This is a genomic window from Halobacillus litoralis (assembly GCF_004101865.1).
GTDB classification, from domain to species: Bacteria; Bacillota; Bacilli; order Bacillales; family Halobacillaceae; genus Halobacillus; species Halobacillus litoralis_A.
The window spans coordinates 3,424,875-3,449,708 of the sequence record NZ_CP026118.1 but is presented as its reverse complement, the minus strand read 5'-3'; the positions used below and the strand labels follow the sequence as shown (position 1 = coordinate 3,449,708).

At 40.4% G+C, this 24,834-nt stretch carries 26 protein-coding genes and 3 riboswitches; of the genes, 6 read left to right on the top strand and 20 right to left on the bottom strand.

The window, feature by feature from the left end; all coding sequences use genetic code 11:
• Positions 1-43: 43 nt before the first annotated feature.
• On the top strand, positions 44-1,600 hold the full coding sequence (locus HLI_RS17040; RefSeq protein WP_128526115.1) for a hypothetical protein: 1,557 nt from the start codon (positions 44-46) through the stop codon (positions 1,598-1,600).
• A gap of 173 nt (positions 1,601-1,773) precedes the next feature.
• Here HLI_RS17040 and HLI_RS17035 read toward each other — a convergent pair whose 3' ends face one another.
• Positions 1,774-2,559 (bottom strand): TIGR01457 family HAD-type hydrolase, encoded by a 786-nt coding sequence (locus tag HLI_RS17035; RefSeq protein WP_128526114.1) that lies wholly within the window; start codon positions 2,557-2,559, stop codon positions 1,774-1,776.
• A 37-nt stretch (positions 2,560-2,596) separates the two neighbouring features.
• On the bottom strand, positions 2,597-3,034 hold the full coding sequence (locus tag HLI_RS17030) for a DUF86 domain-containing protein (RefSeq protein ID WP_128526113.1): 438 nt from the start codon (positions 3,032-3,034) through the stop codon (positions 2,597-2,599).
• Positions 3,035-3,171: 137 nt separating this feature from the next.
• On the opposite strand from HLI_RS17030, the gene glpX reads away from it, so the two are divergent.
• The 3 genes from glpX to HLI_RS17015 are packed head-to-tail and all read left to right on the top strand — an operon-like array spanning position 3,172 to position 4,767.
• On the top strand, positions 3,172-4,146 hold the full coding sequence (gene glpX, locus HLI_RS17025) for a class II fructose-bisphosphatase (RefSeq protein WP_128526112.1): 975 nt from the start codon (positions 3,172-3,174) through the stop codon (positions 4,144-4,146).
• Positions 4,147-4,160: 14 nt separating this feature from the next.
• Positions 4,161-4,427 (top strand): DUF3055 domain-containing protein, encoded by a 267-nt coding sequence (locus HLI_RS17020; RefSeq protein WP_128526111.1) that lies wholly within the window; start codon positions 4,161-4,163, stop codon positions 4,425-4,427.
• Between the two features lie 52 nt (positions 4,428-4,479).
• On the top strand, positions 4,480-4,767 hold the full coding sequence (locus tag HLI_RS17015; protein WP_128526110.1) for a cytosolic protein: 288 nt from the start codon (positions 4,480-4,482) through the stop codon (positions 4,765-4,767).
• 36 nt (positions 4,768-4,803) lie between these two features.
• Here HLI_RS17015 and HLI_RS17010 read toward each other — a convergent pair whose 3' ends face one another.
• The gene (locus HLI_RS17010; protein WP_128526109.1) at positions 4,804-5,079 is read right to left on the bottom strand and encodes a YutD family protein; all 276 of its coding nucleotides are present in this window, start codon (positions 5,077-5,079) and stop codon (positions 4,804-4,806) included.
• 139 nt (positions 5,080-5,218) lie between these two features.
• Between HLI_RS17010 and HLI_RS17005 the strand changes: the two genes are divergently transcribed.
• Both HLI_RS17005 and HLI_RS17000 read left to right on the top strand, forming a co-directional pair.
• Positions 5,219-5,848 carry a YhcN/YlaJ family sporulation lipoprotein gene (locus HLI_RS17005; RefSeq protein WP_241655878.1) on the top strand — a complete coding sequence of 210 codons (630 nt, stop codon included), beginning with the start codon at positions 5,219-5,221 and terminating at the stop codon, positions 5,846-5,848.
• An 80-nt stretch (positions 5,849-5,928) separates the two neighbouring features.
• Entirely contained in the window at positions 5,929-6,864 is a 936-nt protein-coding gene (locus tag HLI_RS17000) for a M23 family metallopeptidase (protein ID WP_128526108.1), read from the top strand.
• 43 nt (positions 6,865-6,907) lie between these two features.
• Here HLI_RS17000 and HLI_RS16995 read toward each other — a convergent pair whose 3' ends face one another.
• The 17 genes from HLI_RS16995 to HLI_RS16920 form a co-directional block, all read right to left on the bottom strand.
• Positions 6,908-7,006, bottom strand: a complete 99-nt coding sequence (locus tag HLI_RS16995) for a methionine/alanine import family NSS transporter small subunit (protein WP_128526107.1) — start codon at positions 7,004-7,006, stop codon at positions 6,908-6,910.
• 1 nt (position 7,007) lies between these two features.
• Positions 7,008-8,534, bottom strand: coding sequence for a sodium-dependent transporter (locus HLI_RS16990; protein WP_128526106.1), 1,527 nt, complete (start codon positions 8,532-8,534; stop codon positions 7,008-7,010).
• A 398-nt stretch (positions 8,535-8,932) separates the two neighbouring features.
• Complete coding sequence (locus HLI_RS16985; RefSeq protein WP_128526105.1) at positions 8,933-10,495, bottom strand: Na+/H+ antiporter NhaC family protein; 1,563 nt, start codon at positions 10,493-10,495, stop codon at positions 8,933-8,935.
• A gap of 136 nt (positions 10,496-10,631) precedes the next feature.
• Positions 10,632-10,815: riboswitch (Lysine riboswitch) on the bottom strand.
• A gap of 54 nt (positions 10,816-10,869) precedes the next feature.
• Positions 10,870-11,640: a sporulation protein YunB gene (gene yunB, locus HLI_RS16980; RefSeq protein WP_128526104.1), complete on the bottom strand. Its 771-nt coding sequence runs from the start codon at positions 11,638-11,640 to the stop codon at positions 10,870-10,872.
• Positions 11,641-11,690: 50 nt separating this feature from the next.
• On the bottom strand, positions 11,691-12,764 hold the full coding sequence (locus HLI_RS16975) for an HD-GYP domain-containing protein (RefSeq protein ID WP_128526103.1): 1,074 nt from the start codon (positions 12,762-12,764) through the stop codon (positions 11,691-11,693).
• Between the two features lie 82 nt (positions 12,765-12,846).
• A complete protein-coding gene (locus HLI_RS16970) occupies positions 12,847-14,232 on the bottom strand; it encodes a bifunctional metallophosphatase/5'-nucleotidase (protein WP_347232249.1) in 1,386 nt (461 codons plus the stop codon).
• An 11-nt stretch (positions 14,233-14,243) separates the two neighbouring features.
• The gene (locus HLI_RS16965) at positions 14,244-15,056 is read right to left on the bottom strand and encodes a sulfite exporter TauE/SafE family protein (protein ID WP_128526101.1); all 813 of its coding nucleotides are present in this window, start codon (positions 15,054-15,056) and stop codon (positions 14,244-14,246) included.
• 405 nt (positions 15,057-15,461) lie between these two features.
• Entirely contained in the window at positions 15,462-16,859 is a 1,398-nt protein-coding gene (gene sufB, locus HLI_RS16960; RefSeq protein ID WP_128526100.1) for a Fe-S cluster assembly protein SufB, read from the bottom strand.
• Positions 16,860-16,892: 33 nt separating this feature from the next.
• The gene (gene sufU, locus HLI_RS16955) at positions 16,893-17,339 is read right to left on the bottom strand and encodes a Fe-S cluster assembly sulfur transfer protein SufU (RefSeq protein ID WP_128526099.1); all 447 of its coding nucleotides are present in this window, start codon (positions 17,337-17,339) and stop codon (positions 16,893-16,895) included.
• On the bottom strand, positions 17,329-18,549 hold the full coding sequence (locus HLI_RS16950) for a cysteine desulfurase (protein WP_128526098.1): 1,221 nt from the start codon (positions 18,547-18,549) through the stop codon (positions 17,329-17,331). The genes sufU and HLI_RS16950 overlap by 11 nt, the downstream gene beginning before the upstream one ends.
• Positions 18,549-19,856 carry a Fe-S cluster assembly protein SufD gene (gene sufD, locus HLI_RS16945; protein ID WP_128526097.1) on the bottom strand — a complete coding sequence of 436 codons (1,308 nt, stop codon included), beginning with the start codon at positions 19,854-19,856 and terminating at the stop codon, positions 18,549-18,551. The genes HLI_RS16950 and sufD overlap by 1 nt, the downstream gene beginning before the upstream one ends.
• Before the next feature lie 19 nt (positions 19,857-19,875).
• Positions 19,876-20,661, bottom strand: a complete 786-nt coding sequence (gene sufC, locus HLI_RS16940) for a Fe-S cluster assembly ATPase SufC (RefSeq protein ID WP_128526096.1) — start codon at positions 20,659-20,661, stop codon at positions 19,876-19,878.
• 235 nt (positions 20,662-20,896) lie between these two features.
• Positions 20,897-21,067 (bottom strand): YuzK family famiily protein, encoded by a 171-nt coding sequence (locus HLI_RS21780; protein ID WP_164908431.1) that lies wholly within the window; start codon positions 21,065-21,067, stop codon positions 20,897-20,899.
• A gap of 196 nt (positions 21,068-21,263) precedes the next feature.
• Positions 21,264-21,629, bottom strand: coding sequence for a carboxymuconolactone decarboxylase family protein (locus HLI_RS16935; protein WP_128526095.1), 366 nt, complete (start codon positions 21,627-21,629; stop codon positions 21,264-21,266).
• Between the two features lie 66 nt (positions 21,630-21,695).
• On the bottom strand, positions 21,696-22,553 hold the full coding sequence (locus tag HLI_RS16930; protein ID WP_128526094.1) for a MetQ/NlpA family ABC transporter substrate-binding protein: 858 nt from the start codon (positions 22,551-22,553) through the stop codon (positions 21,696-21,698).
• A 30-nt stretch (positions 22,554-22,583) separates the two neighbouring features.
• Positions 22,584-23,252: a methionine ABC transporter permease gene (locus HLI_RS16925; RefSeq protein WP_128526093.1), complete on the bottom strand. Its 669-nt coding sequence runs from the start codon at positions 23,250-23,252 to the stop codon at positions 22,584-22,586.
• The gene (locus HLI_RS16920; RefSeq protein ID WP_128526092.1) at positions 23,245-24,270 is read right to left on the bottom strand and encodes a methionine ABC transporter ATP-binding protein; all 1,026 of its coding nucleotides are present in this window, start codon (positions 24,268-24,270) and stop codon (positions 23,245-23,247) included. The genes HLI_RS16925 and HLI_RS16920 overlap by 8 nt, the downstream gene beginning before the upstream one ends.
• A gap of 79 nt (positions 24,271-24,349) precedes the next feature.
• A riboswitch (SAM riboswitch) is annotated at positions 24,350-24,461 on the bottom strand.
• A 230-nt stretch (positions 24,462-24,691) separates the two neighbouring features.
• A riboswitch (SAM riboswitch) is annotated at positions 24,692-24,797 on the bottom strand.
• Positions 24,798-24,834: the final 37 nt, after the last annotated feature.

Genomic DNA, 24,834 nt, shown 5'->3' with positions numbered 1-24,834 from the left:
ATAAAAAGACTATTACAGAGATATGAAAGGGGAAAGTGTGAAAATGAAAAAACTTAAGGGGAAATTGATTTGGCTTCTCCCATCCATCATTGTGCTTTTCGGAATCACTCTTTTATTCATGGAGAATTATAATGAAGTGACGGAACCTGCCAATGAAGAGTGGAGTCGTGAGTTGGAGGTAGGATTGACATCGGTGTTAAGAACTCCAACTACCCACCTGCTGGACGAAAAAAGAAGCATTACATACATAACAGAAGACGGGGTTCAAAGGAACATATATGATGATCGGTATAATCTTTTAAACAAAGAAGTATATAACATACCTGTGGATAAATTCACTGAATTCTACTTTGACAAAAACCGGTTAATTTTTGCTGATTATCACAATATCTATGATGAAAAATCAGGTGAGAAAATTACTGAAATCGATCAATTTTTCCCACTAAAAAACCAAATCTTATATACAAAAGATCAAGAACTTTATATTCTGGATACCGATCAATTTGAAAGCACTCCCCTTTTGGGTCTGGATGATAACACCTCACTCCAGGTCCAGCAATCCGGGGACGGAACTTACCTATTAACACACAAGGCGGATGAAAACGGTAACCAAATGAAATATTATGAATTCACAGAAGGGGAAGTTAACAAATTAGGGGAATCGGAATTTTCAATTCTAGGCACTGAAGAAGTACGTGATATTCAGTTTACCTTTCAAAATGACTCCTATCATTTACTCTTAACAACTGTACAAAAGCAAAGCATGTCCGGAAAAGCGTCTAATTATTATTACTACGCAGAAACCCCTTTTGGTGAAGATCCTGATTTAAAGAAGATGAGCTTTCAAGACCCAGTAGGGAATGCAGAGCTGAGAGAAGTCTCAGATTTAATCATGAAATCGGATGAAAATTCAACTACCCTGCTTTTTAAAGCAATCGGATCAACCGAGACCAGGTTCAACGAACCCGATCAATTTAATATTTATAAATCTTTGATTGATAAAGAAGGCACACAGCAAATAACAAGAATGAGTAATACACCAGATATTTCACACCATCCTACATGGATCGATGGAGAGACGATAGCTTGGGTGGATAACGGTGGAGACGCCAATAAAATTCTTATATCCTCAATGGATCCAAGCATTATAGAAAAAGCAGACCAAGTGAAACAAAGCAGCCTTATACACGCGCTCGGAAAAACAATGGGCATGCTATCCTTCAGCTTCTTGGCACTGATCATTGCAATGTTTTGGTTCATTTGGCCTTTCCTATTCCTGGTCGTGCTGATGTTCTCCAGTAATCGAGCAATGGAGGAAGACCATTCTTGGGTACTTTATACAGGAATCACTATTTACATGCTTGCAGCTCTAATCGTTCGTGACCCTATCTTTTCAGATCGCTTACTAGCTGCAGCACCACAATACCTTAGCTTTCCAGGTAGTCCTTTCCTATTCATCATCGGGTTTGCTTTATTAGCTTTTGCTATTTTAAAGTCAGGAGCACGCATCAGAGATTGGTCCATATCCATTCAGTTGACCTATTTCATCGGCATCCACGTGCTTTTAGTTACAATTTTCTTTGGTCCTTATATTATGTAAGACACCATGCATTTAAGTGTTACTAATAGCTGAAGAGGCGATGACAAACGAATTTTTTCTCTAGAAAACCCGAACGAATCCGTTCGGGTTTTCTAGATGAATCAATTAATGCATATGCCGCTCCGGCAACATCTGATCCATTCTACACTATTGTTTGTCTTTTCCAGTGACAGTTAGTATGTTGTCCCATCACTTTTTTTCATCCAATCGAATAAATCAAAGCATTTGTAAGTCGGGTGCACATCATCATCTGTAAGATCATTGAATGAGCTGAGACCTGTCTCAACCATCAAGGTATCAATTCCAGCTCGGATCCCAGCCTTGATATCTGTGTTGTAATTGTCACCCACCATCAGCACTTCTTCTCTCCCGTATCCTAACCTTTTCAAAGCACGGTCCATGATCAAAGATTCAGGCTTCCCAACAAAAATAGGCTCTGTTCTTGTGCTGACTGATATCACGGCGGTCAGTGCTCCATTACCTGGTACCATCCCCCGCTCGGTAGGGATCGCAATATCACCGTTTGTGCTCAGCAAAACCGCTCCTTGTCTTACTTCTAAACAAGCTTGTGTAAGTTTCTCATAATTAATTTCCCGGTCGATGCCGATAACGACGTAATCCGCATCTTTTTCCACGAGCAACAACCCTTCATTTTCAAGCGCATCATAAAGCCCATGTTCACCAATGACGAATACGCGCGCCGATGAATTCTCACTCTTGATATACTCAGCCGTGGCGATACTGCTCGTATAGACTTGTTCCTCGGTTGCTTCAACACCTAACTTAATCAGCTTCTCAGCGATCTGGCCAGTTGTCTTTGAGGAATTATTAGTCAAAAATATGTAAGGAAGCTTCTTGCTTTTTAAATACCGGACAAACTCGGAAGATCCATCAATCTTTTTATCTCCTTTATACATCGTTCCATCTAAATCAATCAGGTAAGCCTTATAGTCCTTCAATCAATTCCACAACCTTTTCATCAAGCTTCTTGACACATCAGTTTTTCGAAAATGCTGAAACTGGGCCCAATTCGTTATCTAAATATTCCCTCACACGTACAGGAAAATTTTCAATAGAAGTCCATTGATCATTCCATACTTTTTCCACATCAGTATGAGGAATATTCGTATAATGTTGGACAACCACTTTCCTCAATTGGATGAACCGTTTGTATCCCTCTTGTTCATCTACTGGCAATACTTTCTCATCAGTAAGAATATCAATGATATCTTCATAGCTGCCAGGGTCTCTCATAATAAATCCATCAATCATCATGTTACCCACATCAATGATTGCCTCAACACTCAAATGTGTCAAACGTTCGAGCAGCAGAAGCTCGGCAAAATCACTAAAAGAATGTTGCTTGTATTCTGATTGGATTTTTTCCATATAATTTAAAATTTCTTCGATTTTTGCCCTGTTCACAAAGTACATGCTTATACCTCCAAAAAACTTTTTCACACAGATTCCATAAATATGATAACATAATTCATGGTTTTAATTAAAAAAGTATGTCTATTTAAGATTCATGTTAGCCTAAGCAGATCTAGAAGAATCGGAGGAGAAATGATATGGAGAGAGAATTAGCCTTAGAACTTGTACGAGTAACAGAAGCTGCTGCCCTTGCTTCCGCACAATGGATGGGGCGTGGAGACAAAATAAGCGCAGATGATGCCGCCACTACGGCAATGCGAACGATGTTCGATTCCGTTTCTATGGATGGCGTCGTTGTAATTGGTGAAGGTGAGATGGATGAAGCACCGATGCTTTATATAGGTGAGAAACTGGGAAATAAAGCCGGCCCGGCTGTTGATATAGCTGTCGATCCATTAGAAGGGACTAGCATTGTATCAAAAGGACATAATAATGGGGTAGCTGTAATTGCTGCTGCGGAACGTGGTGCCCTTTTACATGCTCCTGACATGTATATGGACAAGGTTGCAGTAGGAAAAAATGCCAAAGGCCTTATTAGTATCGACGATCCCATTGAACGGACGATTGATATTGTCGCTCGCGCCAACAACAAGCGCGTAAGAGATTTAACTGTCATCATTCAGGAACGCGATCGCCACCAGGAAATCATCGATCGTGTCATTGAAAAAGGCGCCCGTATCAAATTGTTCGGTGATGGAGACATCGCTGCTGCAATTGCTACCTGCCTTCCACAAACAGGCGTAGACCTTTTCATCGGCACCGGTGGAGCACCTGAAGGAGTCATAACCGCTGCAGCTGTGAAGAGTCTAGGAGGCGATATGCAAGCTCGCCTGGCTCCACAAAATGAGGCAGAGATTACCCGCTGTCATGATATGGGTATCGAAAACCCATCTGAACTCCTCACTCTTAATGACCTTGTAAAAAGCGATGATGCCATCTTCGCTTGTACAGGAGTAACAGAGGGTGAATTATTGAATGGTGTGAAATTCCTGGGCGGGGACCTTGCAGAAACAGACTCCATAGTAATGCGGGCAAAAACTATGACAGTCCGATATGTAAAGGCCCATCATCATTTGAACCTCAAGCCCCACTTAAAGACCAACGAAGAATAGGAGATGATGAGTTTATGGCTGAACGACCTCTTCTTGAGGATATCACTCAAGATACAAGCACTCGCTTCGTATCCTTTACCACTGGAACCCATCGGTTTGAGCTCGCTTTAATGAGAGCCGAGTATTTCAATAACCAGACAATGGTCATCAACTTGCCGAAAAACCGTCAAGCTTTATTGGATTTGGAAAACATTAACCAAGACGGGCACCTCGAGCATATGTTCCAGTTAAGTGCGATGGAGGCAGAGGAACTTCGCAATTACCTTCCCTACTTGTTATGAGAGAATAAAGAAACTTCCCCTGGCTAAACTAAAGCTTGAAGGAGGTTTTTTTATGGGAAAAGGTAAAGATCAATATTCGGATTTCGCCAATGTTGAAGCCCAACGAAACTTTTTAACTCCTGAGCAACTACCCGAGGGCCCTTATGGTGCACCTCGAAACAAGTACGAACCCGTAAACAACGAAAAAAGTGCTCCATGGACAGAGAAGCAAAGATACTATAGTGCTTTCAACTATGAAAATAAAGCACTGCACCAGGATCTGCCCCGTCAAGAAGATGGAGCCCATCCACTTCATGATGAAACAGATGAGGACCTTAAGCCTTCAGAAGAAAAACATTGAAAAAAACCGACGTGCTTTTACGAAGCGCGTCGGCTTTTAATTTCTTATCCGTTTTAATACAAAATATGAACATCCAAAATTACAGTATTCATATAAATAATCTTCCAACGTACTGATCTTCGTATCAAATGTAGCTTTAGAATTTTGATCATCATAAAAACCTTTAAGACGGAGCTGGCCATACCCCCAATCTCCTACAATGAAATCATATTTATTCAAAATATCACTGAAGCGTCCTTCCACTTCCTCTTGTTGAAAAGCTTCTTGATGATCTTCTAAAACCTCATATGTTTTACCGAATAGTTCGACCACTTCTCTCACCTCTATCCTAACAATAGTGTATCACATTTGATATTAATGACGGAATCGCAAGTTCGGGAAAAAGGTATGTTTCTTTTGAAAATGACCAATCTAAGAACTATCACGATATTATTTTCAAGGAGGAACTACATTGAATAAATTAATGAAAATCACGATCTTTTTTACTCTATTCGCCTTGATTGCAGCAGGATGTCAAGAAATGAAAGAGGAAGAAGCGAAGAATATGATGGATGATGATACTTTGAATGGAAACGCAATGGATGGGTACAACGACAAACCGAAGGATGGCCAAGTCGGATATGTAAGATTCAATAAACAACAGCTCAACCAAGACACAGAAAAAAATAGAGAAATTAAAGTCAATCGCGAACAAATGGCAGATATGATTTCAAGAATGATCCTTCGTTATGACAAATTCGAAGACGTAGCTACTGTAGTAACAGACAATGAAGTTCTGGTAGCCTATAAAAAAGCAGACGACACTGATCGAGAATCAGCTGCAGATATGGTACAGAAAACCGCATATTCCCTAGTGCCAAGCTTTTATCATGTATATGTCTCTGACAACCCCGCTTCTTTTGGTGATATCCAAAGCTTGAGCAATTCGACAGTTTATGACCAAGGATATAATGACACGATTGACAGTATTATTAAAAAAATGAAGAACTCACCACAAGGAAAAGTCCAGGAAGAAAACTCTAATCAGCCGAACGTCGGGCCGAATATGGATACGAAAGATAAGACAGGGATGGAAAATTAAACGGCAACCCAATTTTTCCAAACATAAGAATCAGCTTCCTGTTTAATGCTAAAGGTATCAAAAAAATGTAGGTGAACTATATGAAATATTTCGGTCTAATGATTTTATGCCTTTTAATGAGCTGCTTCTTTCACGCTGAAACTATTCATGCAGATGAAGAAAGTAAAGATCGAATGGCTCTTTATAAAAAAACTTCCGTAATTACTGATATCCCCTGGGAGTACTTGGCAGCTATCGATCAATATGAACGACAAGTACATGATGACCCGGAAGATGGCAGGATAACAGCCATACAAGTCGACCCTATGTTTTGGACTGGGACTGCTGGGGAAATGCCTGCCCACCTATTCCCTACAGGTTGGGGTTCTGATGGGAATGGTGATGGAAATGTACAAATTGAAAATGATGAAGATCTCTTATGGTCCCTTGGGAACTACATCAAGTCATACGGAACCACAGAAGAAGATATCAAAATTGCACTATGGAATTATTATAAACGAGACCTGACTGTACAGACCATAATGAATACAGCAGAAGTCTTTAAAAAATTCCAAACTGTCCAGTTGACTAATCGTGACTTCCCATTACCTAAACAAGCGAATTACAGCTTCAGAAGTACGTGGGGAGATGCGCGTGGCTTCGGTGGCAGAAGAGTTCACGAAGGAACAGATATCTTTGCGAATTATGGCGTACCGGTCAAGTCCACGACTTACGGAGTCATCGAAATGAAAGGATGGAACAAGTTCGGAGGGTGGCGCATCGGAATACGGGATATTTACAATATATACCATTATTATGCCCACCTTCAAAACTTTGCTGAAGATGTGAAAGTTGGGGACATCGTGCAGCCTGGAGATGTAATTGGAGCTGTAGGAGCATCTGGTTATGGACCACCAGGGACATCCGGTAAATTCCCTCCTCATTTGCATTACGGAATGTATCAAGACAATGGAAAAAATGAATGGTCCTTCGATCCCTATCCTTTTCTGAGAAAATGGGAACGGATGGCCAAATAAAAAAATAAGCGCCGCACTTTTTCAAGTGTGGCGCCCTTATTTTTTATTTGGATTTTTTCACTGCATTCATAATACTTGCAGCAAGTCCTCCCCAAATTACGACCATACCAATAACCATCATTGTAATAGCACCAGCTGTCATATTAGCCTACCTCCTTATTTTCATCCCCAAGAGCTTTGGAATCCCAACGTTTAAGAGTCATTAGGAAACCGATAACGATTGCGAATGCAGCAACAAACCAACCACCGAATAAAATGAAGCCATCTGTGTAGCCTTCATAGTTACCGGTCTCGGTATCAAATTGTCTAAGAAGGTTCGTTTTGAAAAGATCGAACATCATAAATCCTAGTACAAGTGGTGTGATGACTCCAAGACAAATCTTCCACCATCCACCCAGACGGATATCGGAAATGCCATTCGCATGGTTTTGGAAATCACCAAGACTACGTAAGAACCAGGCAATGACAACAACTTCAACTAATCCGACGAAAGCTACACCGAATTGATTGATGAAATAGTCTGCCGCATCAAGGAAGAACAAACCACCTTGTGTTGCAAATAATAGCGAGATAATAGCTGCTAGACCGCCACCAAATCCTACTGCTGCTTTTCTTGATAATCCCAACTTCTCGCTTAAAGCGGCTACATAAGTTTCCGATATCGAAATTAAAGAAGACAAACCTGCCAATACTAGAGATAAGAAGAACAAGAATCCGAAAAGACCATTTAAGGCAGGAAACTCGTTAATGATTTGTGGGAAGACCACAAAGGCTAACCCCACACCTCCACTTACAACCTCATCTACAGGAACGTTATTTTGAGATGCCATGAAACCTAGGGCTCCAAAAACTCCGATACCAGCTAATAATTCAAAACCAGAGTTACTGAATCCAGCAATGAAAGCGTTATTTGTAATATCCGATTTTTTCGGAAGGTAACTGGAATAAGTGATCATAATAGCAAAAGCAATCGATAAACTGAAGAAAATTTGACCATAAGCGGCTACCCACACCGAGCTGTTTGTAATCGCATCAAAGTTTGGTGCGAAGAACGTTTGCAAACCTTCTGCTGCACCAGGTAGAGTGATCGCTCTGATCACGATGATCAAAAATAGAACGACAAGCGTCGGAATGAAAATTTTGTTAGCTGCTTCAATTCCCTTTTTAACTCCTTTGAAGAGAACCCCCAACGTAATGACCCAAACAATAAGAAGTGGAATCAGAACACCAGGTACAAGGCTTCCTGTTTGACCAGGATCTACAGATAATTGCAAATATTCATTGAACAAAAAGCCTTCTGTATCGTCTCCCCAAGAAAGATTGAAAGCGAAGATACTATACGAAATAGCCCAGCCGATTATGACGGCATAGTAAGTCGAGATGACGAAAGATACTAATACAGCCCACCATCCCAGCCATTCTGCTTTCTTATTCATTCTAAAGAAAGAAAGCGGTGCAGAACCACGGTACTTGTGACCGATTGTAAATTCCATGACTAACAACGGAATACCCGCTGTCAAAAGAGCAAATAAATAAGGTATGAAAAATGCCCCTCCACCGTTTTCATAAGCTACTGCCGGAAAACGCCAGATATTTCCTAAACCGATTGCCGAACCAACGGCTGCTAGTATAAAACCAGCTCGTGTTCCCCATTGTGCACGATTTTCCATGTGAAAGACCTCCCTGAGTTATCGAAACCCTCAAAAAAACATATGATTCAAAAGACCTGAGGATGTTTCGAAATTTTTATTTTTTTCTGATTATTTCTGCTTAAATTATAACCATCAAAAATGAGCTTGTCAAAATAAATTTAAAATTTTCAGAAAATGTAAAAAGTATTTTTCAGAAATTCATCTTAATAAAAATGCTGTTCAGGAAGGGAACTTTATTCATAATAAGGATACAGAGAGTATACCTCTTGTAGTTAAAAGTGGAGTGATGTTTTAAGGAAGGGCCTGAAGAGACAGGTCTTTGAGGTGAAAAGCAGCTTATGAAGCACCGGCTGAATTTTTTATTATCCGCTCGATTTAAAAAAGATAGAGGATTTTTCATCCTCTATCTTTTTTGTCTATTTACTTGTTGAAGTAGTGGCTGGATTTATTTTGTGAATGATCAATGCAACAACCGCTACAATCACCAATGTAATCAATAACGGTATCCATACCTGTCCTGAAAGGCCTAAAATAATATATCCCACTGAAGCTGCAACCGCACAAATTATCGCATACGGAAGCTGTGTAAGAACGTGGTCGATATGATTCGCTCCCGCTCCAGTAGAGGATAGAATCGTCGTATCTGATATAGGTGAACAATGATCACCAAATACCGAACCCGCGAGGACGGCGGACAGTGCAGGCAGAATGAGCGTCGGATCAGTAACTGCTGCGATTTCTCCCGCAATTGGCAGCATGATTCCGAATGTACCCCAAGATGTCCCTGTCGACAGAGCCATAAATCCAGATAACAGGAATATGATAAATGGCAGGTAAGCTATATTAATATCTGCTTGACTGAATTGTTGAGCCAAATACTCACCTGTTTGCAATTGGCTGATGATGTCACCAATCATCCACGCGAAAATCAAAATATAAATGGCAGGCAGCATCGCTTTAAGACCCTCAGCCAAGACACGGATGACATTTGACTTCGGCTGAGGTTGCCCTATATAAAGGACCAAAGCGATGAAGACTGCTATTAAACCACCAGTAAACAAGGAAATGTTTACATTGGTATTGGCGAAAATAGAGAGAATATCCGCGGTACCTTCCGAATTGCGGATTCCTGTTATAACCATTGTAGCTACAGTTCCGACAATCAAAGATACGATTGGCCAAATCAAATGTGTGATTTTTCCATTTTCATGCTCTTTGAATTCATCATTCAAATCACCTGGCACATCTCCTTTTTCAGGGTCATTCAATTCCCCTGTTTCAAGAGCACGTTTCTCATGAGTTCTCATCGGACCGATATCCAGCCTGAAATAAATCGTCATGAATACAAGTAATAAAGCCGCAAAGACATATAAGTTAGCTGGTATCATTAGGACAAATGCTTCGAAGGCTTGGTAGTTCGTAATTTCGTTGGCTGCCAATATACTGCCTATGGTCCCGATGATATATGCTCCCCAGCTTGATATGGGTGAAATGACTGTAATAGGAGCTGAGGTTGAATCAATATAATAAGCAAGTTTGGCTCTGGATACTTTATAGCGATCGGTTACTGGTTTCGCAACCTGACCGACAGCTAAAGCATTGAAATAGTCGTCGATGAAGATGACTATCCCCAATAAAGACGGTACGAGTTGGGCCCCTCGTCGTGTACGGATGCGTTCTACTGCCCATTTACCAAAAGCCAGACTGCCTCCTGAAGCAGTCATAAAAGCAGTCATTATACCTAATAAGAATAAAAAAGCCAAAAGGTAGATACTTCCCATATTCAACGCGCCATCACTTACAAAAATGCTGGCAAAAATAGACCAGATCAGACCAATACCTGATCCAATATCCATTTGTGTGAGCATGAATGCTCCTACGATTATTCCTATCCCCAGGGATAGGATCACCTTCCTTGTGACTAAAACAAGGACAAGCATCAATATTGCTGGAATTAAAGAAAAGATGGTTCCTTCCATGTTGTTCCCCTCCGTATATCTTATGATGTAACGGGAGTTGGAAGGCTACTGTGGATTAAAATTGAGGAATAAAAAAAGACAATGATAGAAAATAACCTACCACTGCCTTTTTGCGGCAATTTGATTATCCTCCATTTCGATCAGTAGCGCCCCATGCACCCAAAAGCATGCATGACAGTGTATCTCCTGTTCAGATGTACACCAGCGTCTAACAGCTTGACTCACTGCTCTACACTTCGGCAAACAATCCCTTTCCTCAATGATCTCCGCTTGTCAAACTCCCATTGATTACTGATGATGTCTGCACCTCTACCTCACCGATCTGATAAGGTCACGCATATTCAATTCTTAGCCATTTTACCAAGTGATTTATATTATTGCAAGGGCTCCATTGGATAGGAAAATGATGGAGTACCCTCTCCGGACATCCCGCCATAGAAATTAGGCACTTTACCGAGAACGGTGGCTTGATCAATAGGAATATTGTTTGTCACTACTGTTGTTTCTGTAGAAAAGGGAATGACGATACGTACATTCACCTCAAAATGAATTGTTAATTCAAATAAAGCTGCATTGATCCCGTACTCTGTCATTTTAATATCCACTTCTGATTGAACATCCCCAATGACTCTTAATTGGACTGGAACTGTAGGCCCCAAGTTAGCAAGTAAGCTATTGTTCGTCGCAACGCCGATTGGCAGTTCAATAAGAGTGGCTGGTTGTTCTCCCAACTCTTCCTGAGTCATATCAGGATCTATGTTCGGCTCAAGAGTAGTGTCTTCCATAGGAAGCTCCCCAAGCTCCATACGTTTAAGGAAATTTTGGACACGAATCGTTGTATCTCTCAATGCTCTGTTTACAACGACTGAATTCCACCCCATATATACAATATTGCCCTCTTCATCTTTTTCCATTTTCACAAGATCATTGAACTGTAAATCTTCCGCAATGGTTTTGCTTACTGCTTCATTAATCGCATCCCTCGCAAGTTGCTGTGCTTTTGTTTCAGCAATCTCCACGAGTGCAGGCGTCACTCCTCTGTTGATGAACCAGAGACTTAAGGCGGTGAAAAGGGCAAAAAATATAATACTGATAACGATCCGCCTTCCGATCGAGGACCCTGATGTCACATTCTTTTTTGGCATAAAACAACCCTCCTCACCTATCTATATGATGGAAAGAAGGGGATTAAGCATCAACTTAAAGAAGTTGTATCACAATTCGTAATGACAATATTTAATTCTTTAGACAAATCCATATCATAAGCAGGCTCAGCGTTCTCCCAGACTCTGATTGTGGGCCGATCACATAAATGTGGGTGCTGCCTTACAACAACTCCTTTGCGCCCATCATCTAAACCGACTGTCAATCCATTCGGGTAAACAGCAATACACCTTCGAAATGCTTCTACCATTTTTCTATCGAATAAAGTACCGACACCTGAATAAAGCACTTCCAATCCTTCATGTGGTAACATGGCGTCTCGATAAACACGATTGCTTGTTACTGCATCAAACACATCTGCAACCGCAAGAATCTTTCCGAATAAATGGATTTCATTCTCTTCAATTCCTCTTGGGTAACCCGATCCATTCAACCTTTCATGATGTTGATAGGCACAGTGGGCCGCCACCAAAGGGATATTCGGTGCATTTCTCAGTATTTCAAACCCTGCTTCAGAGTGGTTTTTGATTATCTCAAATTCTTCTTCATTCAATTTCTCAGGCTTCAAAAGGACCTCTTTGGGGACAGTGATTTTTCCTATATCATGCAATATAGCCCCTAATCCTAGCTCTTCCATCTTATGAACTGGTAATTGCAACTCTTTTCCTAAAGCAAGAGCGTACATGGTCACATTTAATGAATGTGTAAATATGTAATCATCATAAGTGAATACATCAGATAGAAGAGAAATGACTTCATTATGATCGCGTAATTCATCCATCAAGGACCGTACGATTCCACGCATTTCCCGCCCGGACTTTTCAAAAACAAAGTGATTCGATTGTTCGTTTACAGATGAAAAAGAATCCTTAATGGATTTAATTGCTTTCATTCTCACCTTTTCTGAAATTGGATACTGCGTTTCAATATCCTCTGTATGACCATCTTCGATATAAACATATGTAATATCATATTTATCCAGTCGTTCGATCACCCGGGAAGTAAAAGCAACTCCCCGACTAAGTAAAACTTGACCATTTTCATTAAAAATAGTTTTCCCTAAAATTGTACCGGGCTCAAGGGATTTGGTAGCAATCACTCTCATGTTAAGCTCCTAACTAAACAAGGTATATTGACACACACGCAATAAAGCTACCAGCTGGTAGCTTTATGATTGAACCACACTTCTATGTTCTTAAAGCATCAGACAATAAGTCTCTTAATAACTCTGGCATGAAATATTTTTTATTTGAGGCATATGCGATTTCAGGAAAAAACCTTCCAAAGGTGAATGTATCCGCAGTGGCAAAGCTATACACCTTGTTATGGTCGATCGGAAAACCATTGTGAGAAACGTTTACCACATGTTCTTCCCCATCACTCCTCCTTTTCACCTCGATATCTACTCCAGCAAAAACCATTTTTCCGATTACTTCTCCTCTGAATCCAAAGCCTTTTAAACGTATTTCAGTAAGTTCTTTTGTATGAGCAGCCCGAATGACTTCCATTATCTCATCGCCGCGCAATTCAACCTTGCACGGGTTCATTGGGTGTGGACATATACGGTGGACGTCCTCATAGGTTATCTCACCAGCTGGTAAATGATCAAGCAGTATCCCTGCATTCAACATCGCGATATCCGATGAGGTCCACTTCTTCAACTTTTCGGTCAATCGTGACATAAGTGGTGTATCTTGGAACCATGCAATATGCATCGGCTCCGCCAAATTCGCTATCGGGACTTCTAAACTCCTGACCGCCTGCGACCTGATCTCTTTTAATTGAATATTAGCTTCTTCATCTTTTTTAAATTGTTCTGTAGGGATAGCGTAAGCTTCTTTTTTAGTCACTTTTTTGGCTTCCTGATTCCACTCCACCATGATCTCACCTAGGTGAGTTCCGTGTTTTCCTGCTGCCGTCAACAGTGCTCCATCCACGTTTTCTCCATTTTTAAATATATGATGGGTATGCCCGCCTATAATTATTTCAATGGACGGATAACGCCTCGCAATTTCTTCATCATCATTAATCCCTAGATGTGATAATAGGATGATCATGTCAGCCTCGTTCTCGACTTCTGGCAAGAGAAGATCCAGTACATCAAAAGGTGAAGAGACATCCCATCCTATTTCCTGATAAAAAGCTCGGAAGGGGGCTGTCAGTCCGATAACTGCTATTTTCGTACCTTTTTTTGACTCGACGATATGATAGCGTTCCAACCATTTTGGAGGTGCCGTGATATTGCAAGTTAAATTAGCACAAACAACCTTGAAATCAGCATGGTCATATAAAGAATGGAGGTCTTCACTCGCGAGTGTGATACCTTCGTTATTACCAATAGTTGCAACATCGTAGCCTGCGTGGTTAAGGAGCTTCACATTCCCTTTTCCCATCAACCCTTCAGCAATAGGATGGAAACGATCGACATGGTCTCCATTATCGAATAACCAGTATTCTTCACCTTTATAGTCATGTTTCTTCTTCTGTTCATTAAAGTAGCCGACGATTTGGGGCCAATTCTCAAAATGACTATGTAAGTCACTTGTATAATAAAAATATAATTTTTCCTTCATCATCAGTCTCCTCACCATATGCCTTGCCAAATTAAGCGAATACCAATTACTATGAGCAATACTCTTAAGAACCATTCAACAGCCTGTCCATTTAAACGGCGATTAGCTGCTGCCCCAAGAGTACCACCTAAATAAGCCCCAGGTATAAACCACAGGGTATAAGCCCATTCCACATGTCCTAGAGCGATATGTGTAGCTGAACTGGATATACTAGTGAAAAATATAATAAACATAGAAGTTGCTGTTGCAATATGCGGAGGAATATTTAATAGTAATATCATGGCAGGTACCATGAGTGACCCTCCACCAATTCCAAGTAACCCTGACAACATCCCTACGACAAATGAAAGAACCAGTCCGATAAGGAACGGCATTCGATATGTGAAAGTCTTACCGTCAACCATTTTCTCCCTTTCGATTCCATTCTTGAATAAAGAGTTTCCTTTTTGCCTTCTGGGAATAAAAAACAGCAACGATACCAATATCATAATGATTCCGAAAAACAAAGAAAAGACATCCGCTTTAAAAAATTGATTCAACCAAGATCCGAAAATACCTCCTGGTATACTCCCATATAAAAAAATCAGACCTATCTTCTTATCTACACGCTGATGTTTCATATAAGAAATAGCTGATGACATTCCTGTAAAAATCATTACTACTAATGAAATCCCTACAATCGCTTGAGGATTCACCCATTCAAACGATTGAAAATGATCACCTAAGAAAAGGAGAACAGGAACTAAAATAACACCGCCGCCGAGGCCGGCAATGCTTCCTACCAAAGCTGTTATTAATCCAATAACAAACATAACAAAGAACATACGTACCTTCCTCAACTCTTATTAGATAATATTATAATATCACGTTTTGTATTCCTAAAACATCTTGCCCTCCGTAGGATTTCCTTAACATGAAAGGATAATAAAAATAACACGGAAAGTATATTCGGTAAACACGTAGTTATCAAAAATCACCCATACAGCTGTTCCTCATTAAGGTAGGAAAATTCCAGGAGAAACCATTTCATTTCAGCAAGCACATTTTGTGTCTCTGTAAACATTCTTATATCAAGTCAATCCAACCACCATGCCCGTCCAAAAAGTGTGATCCCTTTTTCGGATCACTTGAGTTTACACCCTGTCCCACATAAGAAATCGTTTCCCCATAAAATGAGAACAAAAATAAACCGTACAGATAATAGTATCTGTACGGTTATATAATTAGACTTAACCGATAGAACCTTCCATCTCGAATTTGATGAGGCGGTTCATTTCTACGGCATATTCCATTGGTAGTTCTTTCGTAAATGGTTCAATGAATCCCATCACGATCATTTCAGTCGCTTCTTCTTCAGAAATCCCACGACTCATCAGATAGAACAATTGCTCTTCAGAAACTTTAGAAACCTTCGCTTCGTGTTCAAGAGAGATGTTCTCATTCATGATTTCGTTATATGGGATTGTATCAGAAGTGGATTCGTTGTCCATGATCAACGTGTCACACTCGACATTTGAGCGGGCGCCTTCGGCTTTACGCCCAAATTGGACGATACCACGATACGTTACCTTACCACCATGTTTAGAAATTGATTTTGATACGATGGTTGAAGAAGTGTTCGGAGCCAAGTGGTGCATCTTAGCGCCAGCATCCTGGTGTTGACCTTTACCAGCAAGCGCAATAGATAAGGTCATCCCACGCGCACCTTCTCCTTTTAACAACACAGCTGGATATTTCATTGTCAATTTAGAACCTAAGTTTCCATCGACCCATTCCATGGTTGCATTAGATTCTGCCACGGCACGTTTTGTAACAAGGTTATAAACATTGTTCGCCCAGTTCTGAATCGTGGTATAACGGCAATAAGCGTTATCCTTCACAAAGATTTCTACTACAGCGCTGTGCAGTGAACTGGAAGAATACGTCGGAGCTGTACAACCCTCTACATAGTGCACAGATGATCCTTCATCAGCGATGATCAACGTACGCTCAAACTGCCCCATATTTTCAGAGTTAATACGGAAATAAGCTTGAAGGGGTGTTTCCACTTTCGTATCTTTCGGCACATAGATGAATGATCCACCAGACCATACAGCAGAGTTTAATGCTGAGAATTTGTTATCAGATGGAGGGATTACTTTACCGAAATACTGTTTAAAGATATCTTCATTCTCTTTCAGAGCAGAATCTGTATCTTTAAAAATAACGCCTAAATCTTCAAGGTCTTTCTCCATGTTATGGTAAACAACCTCAGATTCATACTGCGCAGAAACACCTGATAGATATTTCTGTTCAGCCTCTGGAATTCCAAGACGGTCGAAAGTATTTTTGATTTCTTCCGGAACTTCATCCCAGGAACGTTCTGAACGTTCAGATGGTTTCACATAGTAAGTGATATCATCGAAGTTCAGTTCAGACAAGTCGCCGCCCCATTGTGGCATAGGCATTTTATAGAATTGCTCAAGAGACTTCAAACGGAAGTCAAGCATCCATTTCGGTTCTTCTTTATAGTTGGAGATTTGTTCAACGACTTCTTTCGTCAAACCCTTTTGCGTACGGAAAATAGAGACATCTTTTTCGTGGAATCCGTATTGGTATTCTCCTACTTCTGGCGCTTTTTTGGCCATGATAATATACCTCCTTTTGGTATTGACAAAAGCTTAATCCTCTTTCGTCTCTTCATCGACACCTTTTTCCATCGCTTTCCAAGCGAGGGTTGCACATTTGATCCGGGCAGGAAATTTTGAAACCCCTTGTAAGGCTTCGATATCCCCAAGATCAAGGTTATCTTCGTCAACATCTTTCCCTTGCATGATATCTGAAAAAAGATCGGACATTTTCAAAGCTTCATCAATTGGCTTTCCTTTGATGGCCTGTGTCATCATGGAAGCTGATGAAAGGCTGATGGAACAGCCTTCACCATCAAACTTGGCTTCTTTTACGATGCCATCATCTATTAACAATTGAAGTTGTATACGATCGCCACATGTAGGGTTGTTCATATCTACAGTCATGGGATCTCCTTCAATTGAACCACGGTTCCGCGGGTTTTTATAATGATCCATAATGACTTGACGATATAGTGTATCTAAGTTATTAAAAGACATCGCCAAAATACTCCTTTGTTGTTTGTAATCCTTCAACGAGTCGGTCGATTTCGTCTTCTGTATTATACAAATAGAAGCTTGCTCTTGCAGTTGCAGATACTTCCAACCAACGCATCAATGGTTGAGCGCAGTGGTGACCTGCCCGCACAGCAATTCCCTCTGCATCTAAAACCGTAGCTAAATCATGTGGATGGACATCTGCAAGATTAAAGGTAACTAGACCAGCTCGATGTTCTGGACCATAAATAGTCATTCCATCGATTTTGCTCATTTGCTGTTGCGCATAAGCTACTAGTTTTTCTTCATGATCTTTAATGTTGTCCATTCCTATATCAGTTAAAAAGTCTATCGCTGCCCCTAAACCGACAGCACCTGCGATTATCGGAGTCCCACCTTCAAATTTCCACGGCAGTTCTTTCCACGTAGAATCATACCAATTCACAAAATCAATCATCTCGCCACCGAATTCTACGGGTTCCATATTATTCAATAGAGCTTTTTTCCCGTATAGGACCCCGATACCAGTAGGGCCACACATTTTATGACCGGAAAATGCATAAAAATCAACATCTAAGTGTTGAACATCAATTTCCATGTGCGGAGCACCTTGAGCACCGTCAGCAAGTATGACTGCATTTTGTTCATGTGCCATTCTTGCAATGTCTTTAACTGGGTTTATCGTTCCTAAAACGTTGGAAACGTGAGAGATGGCTACAATTTTTGTGTTTGGAGTGATCGTTTCTTTTGCATCTTCAAGCAGGATTGTGCCATCTGGCTGCAGTGGAATATATTTCAAGGTAGCTCCTGTTTCTTTGACGATTTGCTGCCAAGGAATGATGTTACTGTGGTGTTCCATCGGGGTGATGACAACTTCATCACCCTCCTTCAAGTGATCCCGGCCATAACTAGCCGCCACTGTATTGATGGCAGTAGTTGTACCACGGGTGAAAATGACTTCTTGCGTACTTGAAGCATTGATGAAACGTCTTACCTTTTCCCGTGCACCTTCGTATTCATCTGTAGCTATGGTCCCCAGTGTATGAACACCTCTGTGCACGTTGGAATTGTACCCCCTGTAGTATTCACCCAACTTCTCAATCACCCGAACAGGCTTTTGAGAAGTTGCTGATGAATCCAAATACACGAGCGGATGTCCATTAACTTCCTGGTGCAGGATTGGAAACTCGTCGCGTACTGCTTTTACATCCATTAATATACTTTCCTTTCAATCACTTGTGTCAACTGGCGTTTAACAGCATCAACTGGTAATTGATTTACAACAGGGGCTAAGAAACCATGAATGATTAAACGCTCAGCTTCAAACTTGGAAATACCGCGGCTCATCAAATAGTATAATTGGACAGGATCGACACGTCCTACAGAAGCCGCGTGACCAGCAGTTACGTCATCTTCATCGATAAGCAGGATAGGGTTGGCATCTCCGCGTGCATCTTTGCTGAGCATAAGGACACGGGATTCCTGCTCGGCATTCGACTTGCTGGCACCATGCTCTATTTTACCAATTCCGTTGAAAATGGCAGATGATTTATCCTTCATAACACCGTGCTGAAGAATATAACCGTCAGACCCTTTACCGAAGTGAGTGATGTTTGCAGTGAAGTTCTGCTTTTGACTTCCACGACCAATCGCTACTGTCTTAGCATTTGAATGTGAATTATCCCCGATAAGGTGGGTGATATTCTCAGAAACGGTATCTCCTTCGTTCATTTGTCCAAGTGCCCATTCTATGACTGCATCCCGATAGGCAACACCACGCCGATTTGTGTAGACCGTCGTGCCTGCTTCAAAATTGTCAACAGCGCCAAACGATACCTTTGCGCCATTTTTTGCAATGACTTCTGTAACGATATTTGCTGATGTTTTTTCTTCTTTATTATGAGAGATATAATTTTCTACATACGTTACGGAGCTATTTTCTTCAGCTACAACCAGAATGTGGTTGATCAGAGAAGCTTTAGGATCTTCCTGCCAAAAAATCGCTTGAATCGGGTCTTCAATTTGTACTCCCTTAGGAACATACAAGAAAATACCGCCATTCATCAGTGCAGCATGAAGAGCTGTTAAACGGTGCTCATCTACATGCACAGCATCATTCATATAATATTTTTCAACCAAGTCACTGTGCTCTTGGAGTGCAGTAGAGATGTCAGTGAAAATAACACCTTGATCCTTGAGTTTTTGATCAATTGTTCCATATGCGACTGTATGATTCCGTTGAATAACAAGGTTTTGTTGTTCTTTTTCTTCATCTAAGAAGTTTTTAATCTCTACAGGAAGATCATCCAGAGAATCTATCGGATCACTGGAAACGTGATGATCGAATTCAGTGAAGTTCCATTTCGAGATATTCGTTTTATCTGGTTTTGGTAATGGAAGAGATTCAGATTTCTCCAAGGCGCTAAGACGAAGGTTTTTCATCCATTCCGGCTCTTGTAAGCCCTGGGAGAATTGTGTGACATACTCTTTATCGTATGGTAGTGAAACTTCTACTGTCATGATTACCCTCCTATCTTGATTACGCTTTTTGGCCGATTGTTTCGTCTTCGATGCCAAGTTCTTGTTTGATCCACTCGTACCCTTCTTCTTCCAGGCGGCGAGAAAGTTCTGGACCACCGGATTTCACTACGCGACCTTGCATCATAACGTGAACTTTATCTGGAGTGATATAGTTCAGCAAACGCTGATAGTGGGTAATGATCAAGCAGCCAAAATTATCGTTGCGCATTTCGTTGATACCTTGTGCTACAACTTTCAAAGCGTCGATGTCAAGACCAGAATCGATCTCATCAAGAATTGCGATCGCCGGTTGAATCATCATTAATTGAAGAATTTCATTTCGTTTTTTCTCACCGCCGGAGAAACCTTCGTTCAAGTAACGCTGGGCCATGTTTTTATCCATATCAAGTGTATCCATTTTTGCGTCCATTTCTTTAATGAACTTCATCAATGAAATCTCATCGCCTTCTTCCCGATGAGCGTTGATAGATGAACGTAAGAAGTCAGAATTTGTCACTCCACTGATTTCACTTGGATACTGCATTGCAAGAAATAGACCAGCCTGCGCACGTTCGTCTACTTCCATCTCAAGAACGTTCTCGCCATCAAGCAATACTTCCCCTTGTGTCACTTCATATTTAGGGTGTCCCATAATTGCAGAAGCCAAGGTGGATTTCCCTGTTCCGTTGGGTCCCATAACAGCGTGGAATTCACCACCGTTGATTGTTAAATTAACACCTTTAAGGATTTCTTGACCTTCAATTTCTACATGAAGATCTTTAATTTCTAAAGTTGATCCTGACATAATGTATACCTCCAGTATCTATTATTATCGAATGTCCTGGTTGATAGGGATCAAAGAACCATTCTCAATTTATTCTCATTACAATCTTATATCATTTAGTATTTGTTATCAACTTTTTCCTACTAATATGAATAGAAGAAACCAGTTTCACAAATCAACAATATTTTCATTTTACATCCTTATTATAACATGAAAAAATCAGGTGGCTAAAGACACCTGATTCAATCAAAATAAATTATCTATGCAATTGACGGTCGACCTGGGCAATCATTTTCTGACTCTCTTCGAATTCACGTTGGCGCTTTTCTTCTACTTCTAATCGCGTATCCAACTTTCTGCTGTACTCCGCATAACTCATGTTATGCGCTTGGTGCATGGCTTTCTCCATATCAGCAGTGTAATTCAATTGCAGATCGTCACTAATAACGAATCAATCCTTTCAGATTATTTACATAATTTAGAATATCACAGCGTTATACGTTAGACAAAACACCGTGAAAGTCCAAATAAGATCCTCAACTGTCGTTTGGTGCGATGTAAGCGTTTAATTCTTTTCTGTTTAAAGAATACGTCTTTTTTTCTTTAATATTCAAATTATTCAATCAATTGATACTGGTTGTTAAATCCATATATGCATCCTGGACGAGGGTAACGGCTTGACTGAGAGCTGCTCCTCCACCAAAAGCAGCAGCTACGCCACAAGCTTCAAGTATTTCTTTTTCTGATGCCCCTTGATCTACACAACCTTTGGTATGATAAATCATACAATATTCATCTTGAGCAACGATACTGATTCCAAGCGCCATCAACTGCTTATGCTTTTGGGAGACCTCCCCTTCTTTAAAGCACTCTTCCGTGAATTGGCTGAATTTATGAGCCACTTCCGGCATATGGTCTGAGAATACCCCTATACCTTCTTTATAATCATGTAAGTATGTCTGAGTCCATGTCATATTTTTCTCTTGCATCTTTTTACCTCCTAAAAAAATAAAGTGACTGCCGTTAGTATCAACAGCAGTCACTCATTTTATCCGTTATTCTGCATCACCAGAAACAGGTACAACGGCTCCATTATACTCTTCTTTAATGAATGTTTGGATTTCTTCAGAGCGAAGGACTTGTACCAATTGATTGAGTGCTTCATTATCTTCATCTTTGCTTTGAGCTGCTACCACATTAACATAAGGCGAATTCGTACCCTCTAGAATAATCGCATCTTCTTTTGGTGACAGGTTTGCTTCTATAGCATAGTTCGTATTAATGGCAACTAGTACATTTTCTTCACGCTTATAAACTTCTGGAAGTCCTGCAGCATCAACGCCCGTATCAAATTCGATATTTTTAGGATTTTCAACGATATCATCTACCGTAGCATCCACTTTTTCAACATTCTCATCCAATTTGATCAGTCCTTCTTTTTCTAATAAGGAAAGAACGCGGCCGTGAGTAGAAACAGAACGGCTCATAACAAGTGTTGTACCTTCTTCAACATCCTCCAGGTTATCATATTTTTGAGAATAAACTCCGATTGGTTCAATATGAATCCCACCAAGGTTCACGAAATCAAATCCATCATTCTCTTCTTCTTGTAATTCTAAATAAGGAATGGTTTGGAAATAGTTAGCATCAATACGTCCTTCAGCCAAATCTTTATTAGGTAAAATGTAGTCTTGATATTCCTCAATCGTTAATGTAATGCCTTTTTCTTCAAGAAGTGGTTTCGCCTCTTCCAAAACCTCCGCATGAGGAACACTCGTTGCCCCGACTTTAATTTCAGAGCTTCCTTCACTTCCTTCTTCTTCAGAACCTGAAGTATCATCTCCAGAAGAACCACAAGCAGTAAGTACAAGTACAAATAATAAGGCAAGTGCGCCTGTCCAAATTTTTTTCATTTTATAAACTCTCCCTTTAATATATATTTTTTATCTTTTATCCAATTTACGGGTTGCTAAGTCCCCGATGAATTGGAAAATAAAAACAATAATAATGATGATGACAGTACACATAAACACTACATCCCAGTTACTACGCTGGAATCCATAGAAATAAGCAAAGTCACCTAAACCACCAGCTCCAATCGCGCCTGCTACAGCGGTATAACCAATCAATGCAATGGCCGTGACAGTAATCCCGGAGATTAGTGCTGGCATTGATTCCGGCAGCAGTACTTTGAAAACGATAGTTGAGTATTTAGCCCCCATTGATTTGGCTGCTTCTACAACACCTTTATCCACTTCTTTCAATGCAATTTCTACCAGACGTGCATAAAATGGCGCTCCTCCTATGATTAAAGCTGGCAAAGCGGCTTTAGGTCCTCGAATCGTACCCATTAAGAAATCCGTAAACGGGAACAATAGCAAAATTAGAATAATAAATGGAATGGCACGAAATATGTTAACAAGCGATGCTGTGACCCAGTTCAGCATTTTATTCTGCCAGAGCCCCCCTGGACCAGATAAATAAAGTAATAAGCCTAGTAATAATCCAATAACGAACGTTCCAGCAACAGAAATCAGTGTCATATAAATGGTTTCATTTGTAGCTGTTATCATGTCTTCCATTCTTACGTTCGGAAATAACTGATTAAACATGAGGATTCACCTCCACTTCTACAGAGGTCGATTCAATATACTCTATTGCTCTCTCAATTTCACTCTGTTCCCCGTCAAACTGGACGAACATTGTTCCGTACGCCCCTTTTTGGGTTTGAGTGATTTTCCCATGAAGGATATTTATATCTAACTCGAATTTTCTTGATATATCACTGATTAAAGCTTGGTTAGTACTCTCACCAACAAAGTGAAGCTTAATGATTTCACCAGTTCGATAATTATCTTTGATCAACTGCATAGAAGTTTCTTTTTCCGGATCCCCCATTACTTGGTCCACGAATCTTTTAGTGACTTTTTTTTCTGGATGTAAAAATACATCTAGTACATCACCTTGCTCAACGATTTTCCCCTGTTCCATGACAGCTACTTGGTGACAGATTTTGCGGATGACATGCATTTCATGAGTAATGAGAACAATCGTCAAGCTTAATTTTTCATTGATATCGACAAGTAAGTCTAAAATTGAATCTGTAGTCTCGGGATCCAAGGCAGAAGTAGCTTCGTCACAAAGCAGCACTTTTGGATTATTAGCCAAAGCTCTGGCGATTCCAACCCTTTGCTTTTGTCCTCCACTCAATTGGGAAGGGTATGAATTGCCGCGCCCACTCAGCCCTACAAGTTCAATCAATTCATTAACCCTTTTTTGGCGGTCTCCTTTGGATACCCCTGCAATTTCTAAAGGGAAGGATATATTATCATAGACCGTTCGTGACCATAAAAGGTTGAAATGCTGAAAAATCATCCCTATTTCTTGCCTGGCGACTCTAAGCTTTCCTTTACTTAAAGCTGTCAAATTTTGATCATCCATAGTAATACTTCCTTCAGTGGGGTCCTCCAAACGGTTCAAAAGTCGAATGAAGGTACTTTTACCAGCACCACTGTAACCTATTACTCCATAAATTTCTCCTTTGTCTATATTTAGACTTAAATCATCCACCGCTCTAACTTCTTGGTCTTTCGTATGGAAGATTTTCGATAAGCCTTCGATTGAAATCATGGTGTCTCCCTCCATTTCAAAAAAACGCCTTACTGTTATGAGAACAGAAAGGCGTTTTTGTGTCGTCTTAATATCTGTTCTCTCATCTGCCAAAGGAATTTCAACTTTGCAGGAATTGGCACCTTACCAAGTTTTCACTTGCCGGTTGCCGGGCATCACAGGGCCAGTCCCTCCGCCACTCTAGATAAGAGATTTTAGCATATTAACTTATTATTACTTTAACTCACTTTAGCATCACAAGATGGATTCTAGCACTGTGGGAATTTTGTGTCAACTATAACCCGTGGTATTTCGACAAATTTCAAAATTATTTGGATGAATGAGTGTCAAAGTATCCTTTAACAAACGACCGCAATGATATCCTCTATCAACTGAAACTAAAAAAACCCCTTCAAAATAGAAGAGATTCCCTGTCTGTCTCTTCTCATCTGTCAAAGTCTGATGACTTTGCTGGAATTAGCACCGTGCATTATTTTGCCGGTTGCTGGGCATCGTCGGGCCAGTCCCTCCGCCACTCTGGATAAGTGAAGATGTCGTTATGAAATTATAATATATGTTAGCATG

What these genes read in the sequence shown, in the direction of transcription:
- HLI_RS16935 (WP_128526095.1), bottom strand. Translation starts at nt 21,629, where the DNA reads ATGCAAGAGAAAAATATGACATGGACTCAGACATACTTACATGATTAT.
- HLI_RS16925 (WP_128526093.1), bottom strand. Translation starts at nt 23,252, where the DNA reads ATGTTTAATCAGTTATTTCCGAACGTAAGAATGGAAGACATGATAACA.
- HLI_RS16975 (WP_128526103.1), bottom strand. Translation starts at nt 12,764, where the DNA reads ATGAGAGTGATTGCTACCAAATCCCTTGAGCCCGGTACAATTTTAGGG.
- HLI_RS16920 (WP_128526092.1), bottom strand. Translation starts at nt 24,270, where the DNA reads ATGATTTCAATCGAAGGCTTATCGAAAATCTTCCATACGAAAGACCAA.
- HLI_RS17015 (WP_128526110.1), top strand. Translation starts at nt 4,480, where the DNA reads ATGGGAAAAGGTAAAGATCAATATTCGGATTTCGCCAATGTTGAAGCC.
- HLI_RS16965 (WP_128526101.1), bottom strand. Translation starts at nt 15,056, where the DNA reads ATGTTCTTTGTTATGTTTGTTATTGGATTAATAACAGCTTTGGTAGGA.
- HLI_RS17020 (WP_128526111.1), top strand. Translation starts at nt 4,161, where the DNA reads ATGGCTGAACGACCTCTTCTTGAGGATATCACTCAAGATACAAGCACT.
- sufU (WP_128526099.1), bottom strand. Translation starts at nt 17,339, where the DNA reads ATGTCTTTTAATAACTTAGATACACTATATCGTCAAGTCATTATGGAT.
- HLI_RS16985 (WP_128526105.1), bottom strand. Translation starts at nt 10,495, where the DNA reads ATGGAAGGAACCATCTTTTCTTTAATTCCAGCAATATTGATGCTTGTC.
- yunB (WP_128526104.1), bottom strand. Translation starts at nt 11,640, where the DNA reads ATGCCAAAAAAGAATGTGACATCAGGGTCCTCGATCGGAAGGCGGATC.
- glpX (WP_128526112.1), top strand. Translation starts at nt 3,172, where the DNA reads ATGGAGAGAGAATTAGCCTTAGAACTTGTACGAGTAACAGAAGCTGCT.
- HLI_RS16930 (WP_128526094.1), bottom strand. Translation starts at nt 22,553, where the DNA reads ATGAAAAAAATTTGGACAGGCGCACTTGCCTTATTATTTGTACTTGTA.
- HLI_RS17030 (WP_128526113.1), bottom strand. Translation starts at nt 3,034, where the DNA reads ATGTACTTTGTGAACAGGGCAAAAATCGAAGAAATTTTAAATTATATG.
- HLI_RS17000 (WP_128526108.1), top strand. Translation starts at nt 5,929, where the DNA reads ATGAAATATTTCGGTCTAATGATTTTATGCCTTTTAATGAGCTGCTTC.
- HLI_RS16990 (WP_128526106.1), bottom strand. Translation starts at nt 8,534, where the DNA reads ATGGAAAATCGTGCACAATGGGGAACACGAGCTGGTTTTATACTAGCA.
- sufD (WP_128526097.1), bottom strand. Translation starts at nt 19,856, where the DNA reads ATGACAGTAGAAGTTTCACTACCATACGATAAAGAGTATGTCACACAA.
- sufB (WP_128526100.1), bottom strand. Translation starts at nt 16,859, where the DNA reads ATGGCCAAAAAAGCGCCAGAAGTAGGAGAATACCAATACGGATTCCAC.
- HLI_RS16950 (WP_128526098.1), bottom strand. Translation starts at nt 18,549, where the DNA reads ATGGATGTAAAAGCAGTACGCGACGAGTTTCCAATCCTGCACCAGGAA.
- HLI_RS17040 (WP_128526115.1), top strand. Translation starts at nt 44, where the DNA reads ATGAAAAAACTTAAGGGGAAATTGATTTGGCTTCTCCCATCCATCATT.
- HLI_RS16995 (WP_128526107.1), bottom strand. Translation starts at nt 7,006, where the DNA reads ATGACAGCTGGTGCTATTACAATGATGGTTATTGGTATGGTCGTAATT.
- HLI_RS16970 (WP_347232249.1), bottom strand. Translation starts at nt 14,232, where the DNA reads ATGAAGGAAAAATTATATTTTTATTATACAAGTGACTTACATAGTCAT.
- sufC (WP_128526096.1), bottom strand. Translation starts at nt 20,661, where the DNA reads ATGTCAGGATCAACTTTAGAAATTAAAGATCTTCATGTAGAAATTGAA.